Here is a 15072-nt window from a genome sequence, read left to right as displayed (position 1 = left end):
GAAAGGCCTCCTGCCGTGCAACACGTGAATCTTCCCGACGGACGCAGTCTTGCCTACGACAGCATCGGATCCTCCGACGCGCTGCCCCTGGTGTTCCATCACGGATCACCCGGCGGCGCGGTCCGGCTCAGACCCCTGACCGAAGCCGCCTACAAGCACGGGCTCCGACTGATCACTTTCAGCCGCCCCGGTTACGGCACCTCCACTCCTCACCCTGGTCGTAGCATCGCCGACGTAGCCGCGGATGTGACCGAGCTGTTGGATGCCCTCGGCACGGAAAAGTTCCTCACCATGGGTCATTCGGGCGGCGGCCCGCACGCGCTGGCCTGCGCCGCGCTCCTGCCGCAGCGGTGTCTCGGCGCTGCGATCGTCGCCGGAGTCGGGCCCTTCGCCGCGCCGGGCCTGGACTTCCTCGAGGGCATGGCTCCGGAGAATCTGGCTGAGTTCGGCGCTGCTGTCAAGGGAACCAGCGAACTGGACGCCTACCTGTCGGCCGAGGCGCAGGGCCTGGCTACCGTCCGGCCCGAGGACGTCGTCGCGGCGCTCGGCGGCCTGGTGGGGCCGGCCGACCAGGCCGCCCTGACCGGTGACGCCCTTGAGCACATGGTCGAGACGATGCACTACGCCGTCTCCTCCGGGATCGCCGGCTGGCGGGAAGACGATCTGGCCTTCGCCAACGACTGGGGATTCGCGCTGGAGGACATCCGCGTGCCGGTGAGTGTGTGGCAGGGAGTCCAGGACCGGATGGTTCCCCTCGCACACGCTCTTTGGCTCGCGGACAACGTCCCGGGCGCCGCGCTGCACGTCGAATCGCAGGACGGGCATCTGTCGCTGTGGTCCCGGTTCGGCGACATCGTCGGTGACCTCCTGGTCGCCGTCACGGAAAATTCCTGACCGCTCATCTGATCCGAAAAGTAGGTACACGGTATGAACACCAACCGACGACAGGTCATCAAGGCGGCCACGGCGACCGCGGTCGCCGCCGCCGGAACCCTGGGGGCCAAGTCAGCGTTCGCATCACCGACCCCGACCCCGACCACCACCACAGCCATTCCCACCAAGGGCGCTGCGGTCGTGCTCCTGGGTACCGCCGCCGGACCCGTCCCGATGCGAGGACGGAAGGGAATCTCCAGCGCCCTCGTGGTGGACGGGCGGATCTACCTGATCGACATGGGGCACGGCACCTTCGACCAGTTCGAGCTGTCCGGTCTCGACATCGCCGATCTCGACCACGTCTTCGTCACCCACCTGCACTCCGACCACCTGGCCGATCTCTACAACCTGCTGTGGCTGCGGTTCGGTGGGATCAACCCGCTGACCCACAAGGTGACCATGCACGGACCGGGACCGGCCGGTGCACTGCCGGCGTCCGCGTCGGGTGAGGCCGTGGCTACGGTCTCACCCGAGAACCCGGCTCCGGGGCTGAACGACTTCATCACGTCCTCGATCACCGCCACGGCCTACGACATCAACATCCGGATGCGGGACGAGGGCTGGCCCGATCCGCGCGCCCTGGTCCAGGTCGAGGAAATCACCGTTCCTGAGGTCGGGGCCAGTCCCACCGGCGAAATGGCGCCGGCCATGAAGCCGTTCACGGTCTTCTCGGACGATCGGGTCACGGTGACCGCGATTCTCGTCCAGCATCCGCCGGTTTTCCCGTCCTTCGCGTTCCGGTTCGACACCGCTTATGGGTCGGTCGCCTTCAGTGGGGACACGACGATCACCGATAACACCGTGACGATTGCCCAGGACGCGGACATCCTGGTGCACGAGGCCATCGACATGCAGGCCGTCGAGGATGCGGGCAATCTGACGCCCGAGCAGATCCAGCACCACGAGAACAGTCACTCCGATGTGACCCGTATCGGCGGTGAGGTGGCTCAGCCGGCGAACGTCAAGACGCTCGTGCTGTCCCATCTCGCCCCCGGAAGCAAGGCCCTACCCGACAGCGCTTGGAAGTCCAAGGCTCAGAAGGGATTTTCCGGAGAGGTCGTGGTCGGGAACGACCTTGACGTCATCCGGCTCCAGAAATAGTCAGTCCGTGAGATCGTCCCGGTAGTTGGTCAGACCGGGGTGTCCCCTCCCCGGTGAACCCGGCCTCGTCGCCCGGCGCCGCACCCGTTCGTTCCCGGGAGACGTCGTCCTGTCCGGGAATCGGCATCTGCGTCGTGGACACCTGTAGGGAGCCGACAGTACTTCACCGTCCAGTGTCCCGCTTCTGTGATCGGGGGCATCAGCGAGATGGCTTGTCCATGGCGAGGGCGGGGTGCCGCACAGCGACCCACGGTGATGCTGACACTCACCGACGAGTCACTGCGGTCGGGCGGCGGCGTGCTGCCCGCACGCCGTTGCCGATCACCAGCACCTCGGCCAGTTCGTGGGTGGCCACCACGACCGCGAGCCCGAGTACGCCGAGGGCCGAGAGCGGCACCAGCACGAGGAGAATGAGCATGGACAGCACGAGGCTCTGCAGCATGACCCGCCGGGCCCGGCGGGCGTGGGCCAGGGCCTGCGGCAGATGACGCAGATCTTCGCCCATGAGGGCCACGTCGGCCGTCTCGATGGCCACGTCGGCACCCATGGCGCCCATCGCGATACCGACGTCGGCGGTGGCCAGGGCCGGGGCGTCGTTGATGCCGTCGCCGGCCATGGCCACGCTGCCGGGCAGTTCGGCGACGATCCGGGCCTTGTCCTGCGGACGGAGGCCGGCGTGCACCTCGTCGATACCGGCCTGGGCCGCGAGCGCTTTGGCCGTACGCTCATTGTCGCCGGTCAGCATGATCACCCGCAGGCCGAGGCGTCGCAGCTCGGACACGGTCTCGCGGGCCTCGGGGCGCAGTTCGTCGCGCACCCCGATGATGCCCAGGACCTGTTCGTCGTGCTCCACCACCACCGCCGTGGCGCCGGCCTCCTGGAGGCGACGGACGTCGTCCTCCAGGAGGCCGGCCTCGACGTCACCGGGACGCCCGAGGCGCGCGGGTCGTCCGTCGATGGTTCCCTCCAGGCCGGACCCGGCGATCGCCCGGACGTCCACGGCCTGTTCGGCAGGCCCGGCAGGCCCGACGGATTCGAGAATGGCTCGGGCCAGAGGGTGTTCGCTGTGTTTCTCCAGTGTGGCGGCTACCCCGAGCACCTGCTCGCGGGAGCTGCCGCCGGCCGTGACGACGTCGATCACGACCGGCCGGCCCCGGGTGAGGGTGCCGGTCTTGTCCAGGGCGACGACGCGGACGCGGCCCATGGCCTCGAGTGCGGCGCCGCCCTTGATCAGCACCCCGAAGCGGGCGGCCGAGCCGATCGCGGTGACGACGGCCACCGGCACGGAGATGGCCAGGGCGCACGGAGCGGCCGCGACCAGCACCACCAGTGCGCGTTCCAGCCAGGTCGATGGATCCCCGAAAAGACTTCCCAGAAAGGCAATGCCGGTGGCCAGGACAATCACTCCGGGTACCAGCGGCCGGGCCGTGCGGTCGGCCAGACGCTGGGCGGTGCCCTTGCGTTCCTGGGCCTGTTCGACGATGTGCACGACCCGGGCCAGGGAGTTGTCGGCCGTGGTGGCCGTGACCTGCACCTCGAGGACCCCGGTGCCGTTGATGGTGCCGGCGAAGACGTCGTCGCCGGGCCCGGTCTCCACCGGGATCGACTCGCCGGTGACGGCCGAGGTGTCGACGGCCGACCGGCCCGAGCTCACCACACCGTCCGTGGCGATGCGGGCGCCGGGGCGGACCACCAGGCGGTCTCCGGTGCGCAGGGTCTCGGGTGCGACGGAAACGGTTTCCCCGCCCCGCAGCACCAGGGCCTCCTCGGGTACCAGGTCGAGCAGCGCCCGCAGGCCGCGGCGGGTTCGGGTGATCGCGTAGCCCTCGAGACCCTCGGCGATCGAGAACAGGAACGCCAGGGCCGCGGCCTCGCCGATCTCGCCCAGGGCCACCGCCCCGACCGCGGCGATGGTCATGAGGGTGCCGACCCCCAGGCGCTTGCGGATCAGGCCGTGCAGGGTGTCGGGGACGAACGTCCAGCCACCGGCCAGCAGCGCACCGACCTCCAGAGCGGTACCCGTGGGCCCGTGCACCCAGCGGCTCACGACCAGCCCGCAGGCCAGCAGCAGACCCGATGCCAGGGCGAACCGGACGGCCGGGATGTCGCGCAGGCGTTCGGGTTCGGCATCGGTGTCGAACTCGCCGTCGAAGCTGCAGCAGTCGTCCAGTGCCGGCTGCGGCACTTTCCCCGAACGGCCGATCGGGTGCGCGGCGAGGTCGCCGGGCCCGGGCGGGCAGGTGCAGCCAGCGGCCCCACCACAACCGCACTGCCTGGACTGCCCGGTTGGCCCGGTTGGCCCGGTCTGGGTGGGGGTGATCAGGAGCTGGGCGCCGGGTGGGCGCGAGGTGAGGGTCAGGGGCCCACGACCGATGATGGACGAGGCGGCCCGGTGGGCGGCAGCCGCACCGGGGCCGGTGGTGTCGGTAGCGGTGGGGCGCTCGGAGGGGGCACAGCCGTCGCCGGCGTCACCGCACGAACGACCCGGCGCGGGCACCGGCGCGACGGCACGCCGGCGCCCGGACGGTTTCGGCGCGGCCGGACCGCAGCATGCGTCCATGATCGTGTTCCTTCTCGGTCAGGAAGCGCTGTTGCCCGTGGCAGCGGGGATGACAGCGAGCGGCGTGCCGGGCAGGAGGGCCTCCAGCAGTGAGCGGCCGGCCGGGGTGAGGCGGTACATCACCATGCGCCCGTCGCGCCGGGAGGCGGCGACGCCGGCCTGACGCAGGTTGCGGACGTGGTGGGAGACGAGGTTCTGGGCCAGCCCGCAGACCCAGGCCAGGTCACAGACACAGAGTTCGTCGCCGGTGGCCAGGGCCGCCGCGACACGCAGCCGGTTGGGGTCGGCCAGGGCCTTGGCCCGGTCGGCGGCGAGCTGGGCGGCGTCCAGGGGAGGCAGGGACCTGCGCACGGTCTCGGCGTGGGGGAGGTCGAGACAGAGAAGATCGCAGGCGTCGTGGCTCACCTCAATAAACTAACACTCATTGGAATATTGGAATGCCGCTAGGGTTGCCGACGTGAAACCGGCCCACGGGGTCGTCGCGGTGGTGGTGCACGCTCCGGAGGCGCCGCCCGCCGGGCGGGCCACCCCTTCGTCCGTCATCTGAACTGAAAGACGAGAGCACATCATGTCGTTGTCGTACCGGCTGTCTCGCCGACTCGGGGCTGTTCTGGCGCTGGCCGGCGCCGTTGTGGTTCTGGGGGCCGGTCCCGCCCTGGCGCATGACGAACTGGGCAGCAGCAATCCGGCCGACGGGTCGAGCGTGAAGACGCTGCCCGACGTCGTGAAGCTCGAGTTCTCGGCCGACATCCTGGAACTGGGTGCGCGGGTGCGGGTGGACAGCCCGGAGGGTGATGTCACCGAGGGCAAGGCCACGTTGAAGGGCAACACGCTGTCCCAGGCTGTCGCACCCGGCTCGCCGGCGGGTGACTACACGGTGACCTGGCGGGTGACGTCGTCCGACGGGCATCCGATCTCGGGGAAGTTCGCCTTCACCGCCCAGCAGGGCAATGAGCCTGCGGCGGTGGAGACGACGACGGCGCCGGTGACGTCCTCGGCTGCTGCGCCGTCTCCCACGGCCTCCGCCACCGCTGTCACCCAGGCCGGTGCCGCGACCGCCGAGGACTCCGGTGGCTCGTCCGCTCCGCTGGTGATCCTGCTGGTGGTGCTGGGTGTGCTGGCGGTCGGTGCTGCGGTGTACGTGGTCTTCGTCGTGCCGAGGCGCTCGAGTCAGAACTGACGGCGCCTACCCACGGGTCGAGGGTCGGATCGGCCTGATGCAGGCCTGATTCAGGCCTGGATCAGGCCGGTGATCTCACGGGTGGTGCCGATCTGGGCCAGGACGGGGAAGACGCGGGTGAGGCTGGAGTGGTGTGCCTCCTGGGAGAGGTCGGCTACCGCGTCGGATGCGATGACCACGTCGTAGCCCAGGTCGTAGGCCGTGCGGGCCGTCGACTCGACGCCGAAACTGGTGGCCAGGCCGATGATCACGGTCTGGGTGACGCCGAGATCGGTCAGCCGGCGGTGTAGATCGGTGCCGGTGAAGGCGCTCCACGCGCTCTTGCTGATGACGATGTCGCCCGGCTGCTGCGCGATCTGCGGAGCCGGGGTGTCCCAGCCCTCGGGCATCTGGCGCGGGCCTCCGCCGTACTCGTTGAGGCCTGCGGGCATCGAGTGCGCGGTCACCAGGACGACGGGCCGGCCCCCGGCACGGAAGGCGTCGACGAGCGTGGCGGCGTGGGTGAGGATCTGCTCGGCGGGCGTGGTGAGGTTCTGCGCCAGGGTGCCCTGCTGCAGGTCCACGACGATCAGGGCGGCGTGCTCGCGGATGGCGGTGACGGTCATGATGCCCTTTCTGAGGCCCGGTCCGGCGCTGCCCGATGCGGTGCGGGCGGACGGGTCCGGGGAAGCGTGTCGGCTCGAGCAACCTATCCGATCGGCTATCTGCAGGCTAGCCGATCGGCTAGGTTTCGTCTGGGTAGAATACTCGCCTGGACATCATGGGGACCGAGTTGAGGCCGTTGAGGCCGGGGAGTGGTGGGCGCGTGGATGCCACAGTGCGGGCTACCTCACCCGGTGACACCCCACGGTCGAGACTGCTGGCGGCCGCTCTGGCGCTGTACTCCCGGCACGGGGTCAACGGCACGTCGCTACAGATGATCGCCGACCGGCTCGGGGTGACGAAGGCCGCCGTCTACCACCAGTTCCGCAGCAAGGACGCGATTCTCCTGGCCCTGCTCGAGCCGCTCGTGAACGACATGCGGGACGTGGTCGAGCGGGCCGAGCGCGAGCGCACCCGCACCGCCCAGGTCGAGTCGGTGCTCACCGGGGTCATCGACCTGGCGGTGCGGCACCGCGAGGTCAGTGCGCTGATGCAGGCCGATCCGGCGGTGCAGGCCCTGCACGCCTCGCAGTCGGACAGCGGCGTGCTGTCGGAACGCATCGGGCAGCTGCTGCTCGGCCCCGACCCGGAGCCGGGCCGGCTGATCAGCGTGGCCATGCTCGGGTCGGCCCTGATGATGACGGGCAAGAACCCCAAGCTCGCGGCGGTGGAGGACGAGGAGCTGCGGCAGCAGATGCTGGTCGCGGCCCGCCGGTTGCTGGGGCTCAGAAGCCGCGGCTGAGGCCTCTTCAGCTGAGGCCTCTTCAGCTGGGGCCTATTCAGCTGTTCCGGCAGTCGTTCCGGCCGGGTGCTCGGCGAAGTATTCGTAACACAGGGCCCGGAACTCCCGTGCCCGCTGGGTGAGGCGGGAGCCGGTACGGGAGGCCAGCACCACCTGCACGGCGGGTACGGTCTCGACGATGTCCAGCGTGGTCACCGAGCTGCCGTTGTGCGTGTAGCCGTGGGCCAGCCTCCGGTTCAGCACGGCGTAGCCGTGACCGTCACCGACGAAGGCCCGGACGGTCTCGTAGCCGCGGAACCGATGGCGAACCTTCGGGCTGACACCGGCCGCGGCGAACACGTCCTGGATGTAGTCGCGGGTGGACGGCAGATCGAGCAGGATCAGCGGCTCGTCGGCCACCTCGTGCAGACTGACACGCCGCACGCCGCGCGTGGCCAGCGGATGGTCCGAGGCCACGATGACGTGCGCGGGCAGGGTCTCCAGCGTCTCGTAGGTGAGATCACCGCCGATCGACATGTCGTACATCAGGGCCAGCTCGCACAGACCCTCCACCAGGGCCAGCCGGGTCGACTCCTGATCGCCCTCCAGCAGGTGCACGTCGACCGCCGGATGACGTTGCGAGAAATCCCGCAACAGTCGCGGAAGGTCTTGCGAGGCAAGCGGTTCATACACCCCGACCACCAGGCTGCCGGTCATGCTGGCCTCGTCGCCACGCACCGCCGCGGGCAGCTGGTCGACCTCCTCGATCAGCGGCAGACACTGGTCCAGCAGACGCAGCCCGGCGTCGGTCAGCTCCAGGCCGCGCCGCGGGATGCGCCGGAACAGGGCAGAACCCATGGAACTCTCGAGCTGGCTCATCGCCGACGACAGCGCCGACTGGGTCATGTGCAGCTCGCGGGCCGCGACCGTCATGTTGCCCAGGCGCGCGGTAGTCACGAAGTAGCGCAGCTGCAAGAGCGTGAACGGCCTGGACATGAGGAGGAGAACATATCCTGGATGGGCAGCGCGCCCGGGATGCCGGTGCGAGCAGGACGAAACGCCATCTGATTCACCGGGGAAACGGGAGGCAACCGTGTCGCGAGACGCCGTCATCGTCGAGGCCGTGCGCACACCGGTCGGCAAGCGCGGCGGGGGACTGGCCGGTGTGCACCCCGCCGACCTGACCGCCCACGTCCTCACCGCGCTCGCCGACCGCACCGGGCTCGACCCGGCCGTCGTCGACGACGTCATCTGGGGCTGTGTCTCCCAGTCCGGGGAGCAGACCGGCAACATCGCCCGCACCGGCGTCCTGGCCGCCGGCTGGCCCGAGACGGTACCCGCCACCACCGTCGACCGGCAGTGCGGATCATCCCAGCAGAGCCTGCATTTCGCGGCTGCCGGGCTGATCGCCGGCCACTACGACGTGGTCGTGGCCGGCGGCGTGGAATCGATGAGCCGCGTGCCGATGTTCTCCTCCGCCGCCGGCCACGACCCCCTGGGCCCGCGCTACCACCAGCGCTACGGCGAGGGCGGCCCGAACCAGGGCATCGGCGCCGAGATGATTGCCGAACGCTGGCACCTGGGCCGCACCCAGCTCGACGAGTTCGCGCTGACCTCGCACGAGCGCGCTGCGGCCGCGCACGACGCCGGCCTGTTCGAGGCCCAGATCACCCCGGTCGGCGACGTCAGCGCCGACGAGGGCATCCGCCGCGGCGGCACCCTGGAGTCCCTGGCCGGGCTCAAGACCCCGTTCCGCCCCGACGGAGTGATCTCCGCCGGCAACGCCTCGCAGATCTCCGACGGCGCGGCCGCACTGCTCATGACCACCACCGACAAGGCCCGCGAGCTGGGACTGACCCCCGTGGCCCGCGTCCACACCACCGCACTCGCCGGGGCCGACCCGGTGATCATGCTGACGGCCCCCATCCCCGCCACCCAGAAGGTCCTGCAGCGCTCAGGCCTGCGCCTGGACGAGATCGGCGCCTACGAGGTCAACGAAGCCTTCGCCCCGGTGCCCCTGGCCTGGCTGGCCGAGTTCGGCGCCGACCCGAAACTTCTCAACCCCAACGGCGGCGCCATCGCCCTGGGCCACCCGCTGGGTGCCTCCGGTGCCCGCCTGCTGACCACGCTCGTCCACCATATGCGCGAGGGCGGCATCCGCTACGGCCTGCAGACCATGTGCGAAGGCGGTGGCACCGCGAACGCCACCATCCTGGAACTGCTCTAGGAACTTCCGACCAGATGGGACCGGGCCACCGACTGGAACTCCCGGACCAGGGCGTTCGGCTCGCCGACTCGGCTGACCAGCACGACCTTGCTGGTGGGGGCGCCCTCGAGCGGCACCGTGACCAGGCCGGGGCGCAGCGTGCTGCGCCGGTCGCCGACCGGCAGCACCCCGATCGCCTGCCCGCTGGCCACCAGTTCCAGCTTGTCCTCGTAACTTTCGACCGGAGGGCCAGGGGGCGGATCGCCCAGCAGTCGGTACGCGCTCCACATCGAGGTGGTGACGGGGCAGGGGAACGGGCGCTCGCCGGCCAGGTCGTCGGGCGTCACCGACGTGCGCCCGGCCAGCCGGTGGCCCTCGGGCACGACGAGCATCCGGGGTTCTTCGTAGAGCGGGGTGGTGCGCAGGTCGTCGGCTGGGAACGGCAGGGGGATGCGGGCGACCAGGACGTCGACCGTGCCCTCGGGGAAGGCCTGCAGCTTCTGGCAGTCCAGGTGACGGGTGACGATCTCGGCCTGCGGGTGCAGACGGCGCAACTCCCGCACGGCCGGGGTGATCACCAGGTCTTCGGCGTAGCCGATGGTGATCCGCTCGCCCGGGGCGTAGGCGCGGGCGGTGCGGATCGCCTGCCGGGACGCCTGCAGCAGGGCCTGGGCCTCGGGCAGGAAGGCTTTGCCCGCTTCGGTGAGTAGATTGCCCTGCGGCGTGCGTTCCAGCAGCCGCACCCCGAGGCGATCTTCCAGGCGCTGGATCTGGCGGCTCAGGGACGGCTGGGCCAGGTGCAGCTGCGCGGCCGCCCGGCCGAAGTTCAGGTGCTCGGCCACCACCGTGAAGTAGCGCACCAGCCGCAGCTCGAGGTCCTCGCCCAGATCGTTCACCCGGCCCACGGTACGCCCATGCGCTTTCGGTATGGCGGGGTGCCGGACAGGTCTTGGACGGGCCGGTGGCCCGGGGGTTTCACTCGTGGCACCGGTTGCGACGAGGAAAGAAGAAGGCAATGAAGGCGATTCGCCTGCACGAGTACGGTGGCCCCGAGGTCTTGCGGTACGAGGAGGTCCCGGTGCCCACCCCGCAATCGGGTGAGGTGCTCGTACGCGTCCACGCCGTCGGCGTCAATCCGCCGGACTGGTACCTGCGCACGGGCATGGCCGCCGAACTACCCCCGGAGATCATGCCGAAGTTCGACCTGCCGGTGATCCCGGGAACCGACGTCTCGGGCGTGATCGAGGCGGTCGGCCCGGACGTGGAGGGCTTCTCCGTCGGCGACGAGGTCTTCGGCATGCTGCGCTTCCCCGGCATCGACGGCCGCGCCTACGCCGAGTACGTTGCCGCCCCGGCCTCCGACCTGGCGATCAAGCCGGCCGGTATCGATCACGTGCACGCCGCGGGTGCCCCGATGGCGGCGCTCACCGCCTGGCAGTTCCTGATCGAGCTCGGGCACGATGCCCCCTCACCGTTCCAGCCGCAGCCGCACCGCCCGGTGCCCTTCGGCCCGGGCTCGACCGTGCTGGTCAACGGTGCTGCCGGGGGAGTGGGGCACTTCGGTCTGCAGCTGGCCAAGTGGAAGGGCGCCCGCGCCATCGCGGTCGCCTCGGGCGCGCACGAGCAGTTCCTGCGCGACCTGGGTGCCGACGAGTTCGTCGACTACACCAAGACCCAGATGGAGGACGTCGTCCACGACGTCGATCTCGTGCTCGACACGGTCGGTGGCCCGGCGAGCAGCCGGTTCCTGCCTCTTCTCCGCCGGGGCGGAGCGCTGTTCCCGGTGTTCTTCGCCCAGGTCGATCCCGAAGAGACCGCCCGGCTGGGCGTCTCGGTCTCGAGCACCCAGGTGCGCTCGAGCGGCGAGCAGATGGCACAGCTCGCCGACCTGCTCGAGAAGGGCGTGCTGCGCGTCGGTATCGACAGCACCTACGCCCTGGAAGATGCGGCCGCGGCCCATGAACGGGCGGCCCAGGGACACATTCGGGGCAAGATCGTGCTGACGGTCGCATGAGTGCCCTGGAAGCGTCCCAGCGCCTGGACGTTCAGGAGACGCTAGCCCGCTACGCCCTCGCGCTGGACGATCACGACCTGGCAGCGCTGGAAAGTGTTCTCACCGACGACGTCACCTGGACCTTCACCCTGGCCGGCCAGGGCGACCTCGGCCCGGTCAGCGGGCGTGAGGCGGTCCTCGGCTTCGTGCGTGAGTCGTGGACCACGCAGACCGACCGGCGCCGGCACTACCTGAACAACATCGTCGTGAGCAGGGAAGGCCCCGACACCGCTGCGGCCCGGGCCTACCTGCTACACCAGCAGCAACTCCCGCTTCGGGTTCCGCAGGATCGCCCCGATCCGGGCCAGTGCCTGCGCACCCTGCTGACCGTCGATGATCCGGTGATCGAACGACATCGCCAGCTGCGTCGTCCACCGCAACGCGATCCGGCCCCGGTGCTCGGCCGGTGTCTGCCGCACCGAGCCCAGGCACAGGATCGCGCTCTGGCCCGGATTCAGGATCGGGGTGCCCGAATCGACGCCGAACACACCGATGTTCGTCAGCGTGATCGTGCTGCCCGACAACTGGGCCGGACTCGCCGCGCCGGAACGGGCCAGCTCCGTCATCCGGGTGACCTCCCGGGCCAGGGCGGGCAGCCCGAGACCACCCGCGTCCTCGATGGTCGGCACCAGCAGGCCCCGGGCGGCGGCCGTCGCCACCCCCAGATGAATGCGCGGGTGCCGCAGGATCTCCTGATCGCCGAACGTCGCGTTCAGATCCGGGAACTCGCGCGCGGTCAGGCACAGGGCCCGCGCCGCGAGCAGCATCACGGTGACCCGCACACCCTCGAAAGCCTTGTCCGCCCGGAGTTTCCCGACCAGTTTCACCGACTTCGTGACGTCCACCGTGTGGAACACCGTCACGTGCGGAGCGGTGAACGCACTGGCGGTCATCGCGGCGGCCGTGGCCGCGCGCACCCCGCGCACCGGGATGTGCTCGTCCCCGTCCACCACTGTTGTCTGAGCCGCCGCGATGGTGGGTGCCGGGGGCACCGACGCTGCCACCACGTCCTCACGCGTCACTACACCGTCGCGACCGGTGCCCGCGACCGACGCGAGATCGATGCCGAGGTCCTTGGCCAGTTTGCGCACGGGTGGCTTCGCCAGAGGACGCGGGGGGACGCCGGCGGTCGGGTCGGCCGCTTCTGTCGGTGCGGGTGTCGGGGTGGTGTCCTCGGTCGGTCGCGCCGGGTTGCGTCCGTTCAAGGGTGGACGCCGGCGGGCTCGCCCCCGGCTGTGGCTGGGGCCGTACCCGACCAGCGTGGACGGGGGTTTCTCGTCGTCGGGCACGCCGATGGGTTCGTCCATCGGCCCATCCTCGGTGATCGTGATGATCGGCGTTCCGACGGGGACCAGCTCACCGGCCGCCACGAGCAGCTCACCGACCACCCCGGCGTACGGGGACGGCAGCTCGACCAGGGACTTGGCGGTCTCGATCTCGACCAGGGGATCGTTGACGGCCACCTGGTCACCCACGGCCACCCGCCAGGTGACGATCTCGGCCTCGGTCAGGCCCTCGCCCACGTCGGGCAACCGGAACCGCTGGGCAGCAACCGATCCCATCAGAACTCCAGGAGTTTGTCGATCGCGGCCAGCACCCGGTCGGCATCGGGCAGGTACTGGTTCTCGTACTTCGCCGGCGGGTAGGGCAGGTCGAAACCGGTGACCCGCAGCACCGGCGCCTCCAGGTGGTAGAAACAGCGTTCGGTGACCCCGCTGACCACCTCCGCGCCGAGCCCGGCGAAGCCCGGGGCCTCGTGCACCACCAGGCAGCGCCCGGTCTTGCGCACCGAGGCGCACACCGTGTCCAGGTCCAGCGGCGACAGCGACCTCAGGTCGATCACCTCGAGCGAGCGGCCCTCTTCCTGCGCGTAGCCGGCCGCCTCGAGACAGGTCGCGACCATGCCGCCGTAACAGACCACCGTGGCGTCGGAACCCTCCCGCGCGATCACGGCCCGGTCGAAGGCGGGGGCCAGGGTGAGGTCGTCGGACACCTCGCCCTTCTCCCAGTACCGGCGCTTGGGTTCGTAGAAGATCACCGGGTCACCGCAGGCCATCGCCTGCCGCAGCATGAAGTGCCCGCTCTGCGGGTCGGAGCAGATCATCACGCGCAGCCCGGAGGTGTGGGCGAAGTACGCCTCGTTGCTCTCGCTGTGGTGCTCGACCGCGCCGATGCCACCACCGCACGGGATCCGCACCACGACCGGCATCGGCACGTGACCGGCCGTGCGGGCGCGCATCTTGGCCAGCTGCGACACGATCTGGTTGAACGCCGGGTAGACGAACCCGTCGAACTGGATCTCACAGATCGGGTGGTAGCCGCGCATGGCCAGACCGATGGCCGTGCCGACGATCGACGACTCGGCCAGGGGCGTGTCGATGACCCGCTCGGAACCGAAATCCTTGCTCAGGCCGTCGGTCACCCGGAAGACGCCACCCAGCGGGCCGACGTCCTCGCCCATCACGATCGCCTTCGGATCTTCTTCCAGCACGTGTCGCAGCCCGGAGTTCAGCGCCGCGGACAGACTCAGGCGCGTCATGACGGCACCTCCTCGTACGCCGCGACGTAGTCGGCGTAGCCGGCTTTCTGCTCTGACAGCAGCGCGGAGCGCGCACCGAGCACCGTGTCGAACAACCCGTCCAGCTCGACCGGGCCGAAACTCTGCACCGCCGAGCGCAGATCGGCACCCAGCCGATCGCACTCGGCATCCAGGCCGAGGCGCCACTGCGGCGTCCACCAGTCCCGCGCGTCCAGAAGCTTCTCCACCCGGGCCAGCGGATCGCGCGAGGCCCACACGTCGGCCTCGGCCTGATCCCGGTAGCGCGTGGGGTCGTCGGAACTGGTGTGCGGGCCGGCCCGGTAGGTCACCGCCTCGATCAGCGCGGGCCCGCCGCCGGCCCGGATCTGCGCGACCGCCCGGCGCGTGGCGGCGTGCACGGCCAGCACGTCGTTGCCGTCGACGAAATACGCATCCAGGCCGAAACCCCGGGCCCGCTGGTGAATCGGGGTACGCATCTGTAGCCGGGTGGGGGTGGAGATCGCGTACTGGTTGTTCTGCACGAAGAACAACACCGGCGCGTGGCAGGCGGCTGCCCAGTTGAACGCCTCGTTCGCGTCGCCCTGGCTGGTGGCGCCGTCGCCGAGATAGGCGGTGACGACCTCGTCGGTCCCGTCGCGCTGCACGCCCATGGCGTACCCGGTGGCGTGCGGCAGATGGGCGGCCAGCACCACGGTGTAGGCGTGCAGGTGAAGGGCGGCCGGGTCCCAGCCGCAGCCGGAAATGCCGCGCCACTGCTCGAGCATCTGCGCCGGTGTGACCCCGCGGACCAGGGCGGTGGCGTGCTCGCGGTAGCTTGGGAAGACGTAGTCGGTGGCTCTCAGCGCCATGATCGACCCGACCTGCGCGGCCTCCTGGCCCAGGCTCGGGGCCCAGAGGCCGAGCTCGCCGTGGCGCTGCAGGGAGAAGGCCTCGGAGTCGAGGCGGCGGGTCAGGCGCATCCAGCGGTACAGGTCGCGGACCAGTTCGGCCGTGACCTCACCGGACGCATCCCAGGACGCCTCGGGGGACGTCTGCAGGGTGCCGTCCGGCGCCAGAAGACTGATGGGCTCCCCGGTTCCCGACGGGTCGCCGATGTGCTCGTGATGCTCCATTGCATCCTCCACCAGGTCAGGTGCT

General features: G+C 70.2%; 14 protein-coding genes and 1 pseudogene. 7 read left to right on the top strand and 8 right to left on the bottom strand.

The window, feature by feature from the left end:
• Positions 1–24 precede the first annotated feature (24 nt).
• Together QSK05_RS14625 and QSK05_RS14620 are read left to right on the top strand one after the other, a co-directional pair.
• A complete protein-coding gene (locus QSK05_RS14625) occupies positions 25–894 on the top strand; it encodes an alpha/beta fold hydrolase (RefSeq protein WP_285597728.1) in 870 nt (289 codons plus the stop codon).
• A gap of 33 nt (positions 895–927) precedes the next feature.
• Positions 928–2034, top strand: a complete 1107-nt coding sequence (locus QSK05_RS14620) for an MBL fold metallo-hydrolase (RefSeq protein ID WP_285597727.1) — start codon at positions 928–930, stop codon at positions 2032–2034.
• Positions 2035–2299: 265 nt separating this feature from the next.
• Here QSK05_RS14620 and QSK05_RS14615 read toward each other — a convergent pair whose 3' ends face one another.
• The gene (locus QSK05_RS14615) at positions 2300–4204 is read right to left on the bottom strand and encodes a heavy metal translocating P-type ATPase (RefSeq protein ID WP_502879762.1); all 1905 of its coding nucleotides are present in this window, start codon (positions 4202–4204) and stop codon (positions 2300–2302) included.
• 408 nt (positions 4205–4612) lie between these two features.
• Entirely contained in the window at positions 4613–4999 is a 387-nt protein-coding gene (locus tag QSK05_RS14610; protein ID WP_285597725.1) for an ArsR/SmtB family transcription factor, read from the bottom strand.
• Positions 5000–5162: 163 nt separating this feature from the next.
• On the opposite strand from QSK05_RS14610, the gene QSK05_RS14605 reads away from it, so the two are divergent.
• On the top strand, positions 5163–5774 hold the full coding sequence (locus tag QSK05_RS14605) for a copper resistance CopC family protein (protein WP_285597724.1): 612 nt from the start codon (positions 5163–5165) through the stop codon (positions 5772–5774).
• Positions 5775–5824: 50 nt separating this feature from the next.
• On the opposite strand, the gene QSK05_RS14600 is transcribed toward QSK05_RS14605, so the two are convergent.
• The gene (locus QSK05_RS14600) at positions 5825–6379 is read right to left on the bottom strand and encodes a cysteine hydrolase family protein (protein WP_285597723.1); all 555 of its coding nucleotides are present in this window, start codon (positions 6377–6379) and stop codon (positions 5825–5827) included.
• Positions 6380–6579: 200 nt separating this feature from the next.
• Between QSK05_RS14600 and QSK05_RS14595 the strand changes: the two genes are divergently transcribed.
• Entirely contained in the window at positions 6580–7158 is a 579-nt protein-coding gene (locus QSK05_RS14595; protein ID WP_285597722.1) for a TetR/AcrR family transcriptional regulator, read from the top strand.
• 33 nt (positions 7159–7191) lie between these two features.
• On the opposite strand, the gene QSK05_RS14590 is transcribed toward QSK05_RS14595, so the two are convergent.
• Positions 7192–8133, bottom strand: a complete 942-nt coding sequence (locus QSK05_RS14590; protein ID WP_285597721.1) for a LysR substrate-binding domain-containing protein — start codon at positions 8131–8133, stop codon at positions 7192–7194.
• A gap of 97 nt (positions 8134–8230) precedes the next feature.
• Here QSK05_RS14590 and QSK05_RS14585 point away from each other — a divergent pair, with 97 nt between their 5' ends.
• Entirely contained in the window at positions 8231–9364 is a 1134-nt protein-coding gene (locus QSK05_RS14585; protein ID WP_285597720.1) for a thiolase family protein, read from the top strand.
• Here QSK05_RS14585 and QSK05_RS14580 read toward each other — a convergent pair.
• Positions 9361–10239 carry a LysR family transcriptional regulator gene (locus QSK05_RS14580; protein WP_285597719.1) on the bottom strand — a complete coding sequence of 293 codons (879 nt, stop codon included), beginning with the start codon at positions 10237–10239 and terminating at the stop codon, positions 9361–9363. The two genes, QSK05_RS14585 and QSK05_RS14580, sit on opposite strands and share 4 nt — an antisense overlap.
• Positions 10240–10358: 119 nt before the next feature.
• Here QSK05_RS14580 and QSK05_RS14575 point away from each other — a divergent pair, with 119 nt between their 5' ends.
• Both QSK05_RS14575 and QSK05_RS36360 read left to right on the top strand, forming a co-directional pair.
• Complete coding sequence (locus QSK05_RS14575; protein WP_285597718.1) at positions 10359–11357, top strand: NADP-dependent oxidoreductase; 999 nt, start codon at positions 10359–10361, stop codon at positions 11355–11357.
• Positions 11354–11608: pseudogene (locus QSK05_RS36360) on the top strand (nuclear transport factor 2 family protein); the annotation flags it as partial. The gene QSK05_RS14575 and the pseudogene QSK05_RS36360, both read left to right, overlap by 4 nt.
• Positions 11609–11647: 39 nt before the next feature.
• Here QSK05_RS36360 and QSK05_RS14565 read toward each other — a convergent pair.
• The 3 genes from QSK05_RS14565 to QSK05_RS14555 are packed head-to-tail and all read right to left on the bottom strand — an operon-like array spanning position 11648 to position 15047.
• On the bottom strand, positions 11648–12958 hold the full coding sequence (locus tag QSK05_RS14565; RefSeq protein WP_285597716.1) for a dihydrolipoamide acetyltransferase family protein: 1311 nt from the start codon (positions 12956–12958) through the stop codon (positions 11648–11650).
• Entirely contained in the window at positions 12958–13935 is a 978-nt protein-coding gene (locus QSK05_RS14560; protein ID WP_285597715.1) for an alpha-ketoacid dehydrogenase subunit beta, read from the bottom strand. The genes QSK05_RS14565 and QSK05_RS14560 overlap by 1 nt, the downstream gene beginning before the upstream one ends.
• Entirely contained in the window at positions 13932–15047 is a 1116-nt protein-coding gene (locus QSK05_RS14555) for a thiamine pyrophosphate-dependent enzyme (protein ID WP_285597714.1), read from the bottom strand. The genes QSK05_RS14560 and QSK05_RS14555 overlap by 4 nt, the downstream gene beginning before the upstream one ends.
• Positions 15048–15072 lie beyond the last annotated feature (25 nt).

The sequence above is a fragment of the Kineosporia sp. NBRC 101731 genome (genome assembly GCF_030269305.1).
Taxonomy (GTDB): domain Bacteria; phylum Actinomycetota; class Actinomycetes; order Actinomycetales; family Kineosporiaceae; genus Kineosporia.
The sequence above is the reverse complement of the archived record's forward strand: the minus strand, read 5'-3'. Positions and strand labels throughout refer to the sequence as shown.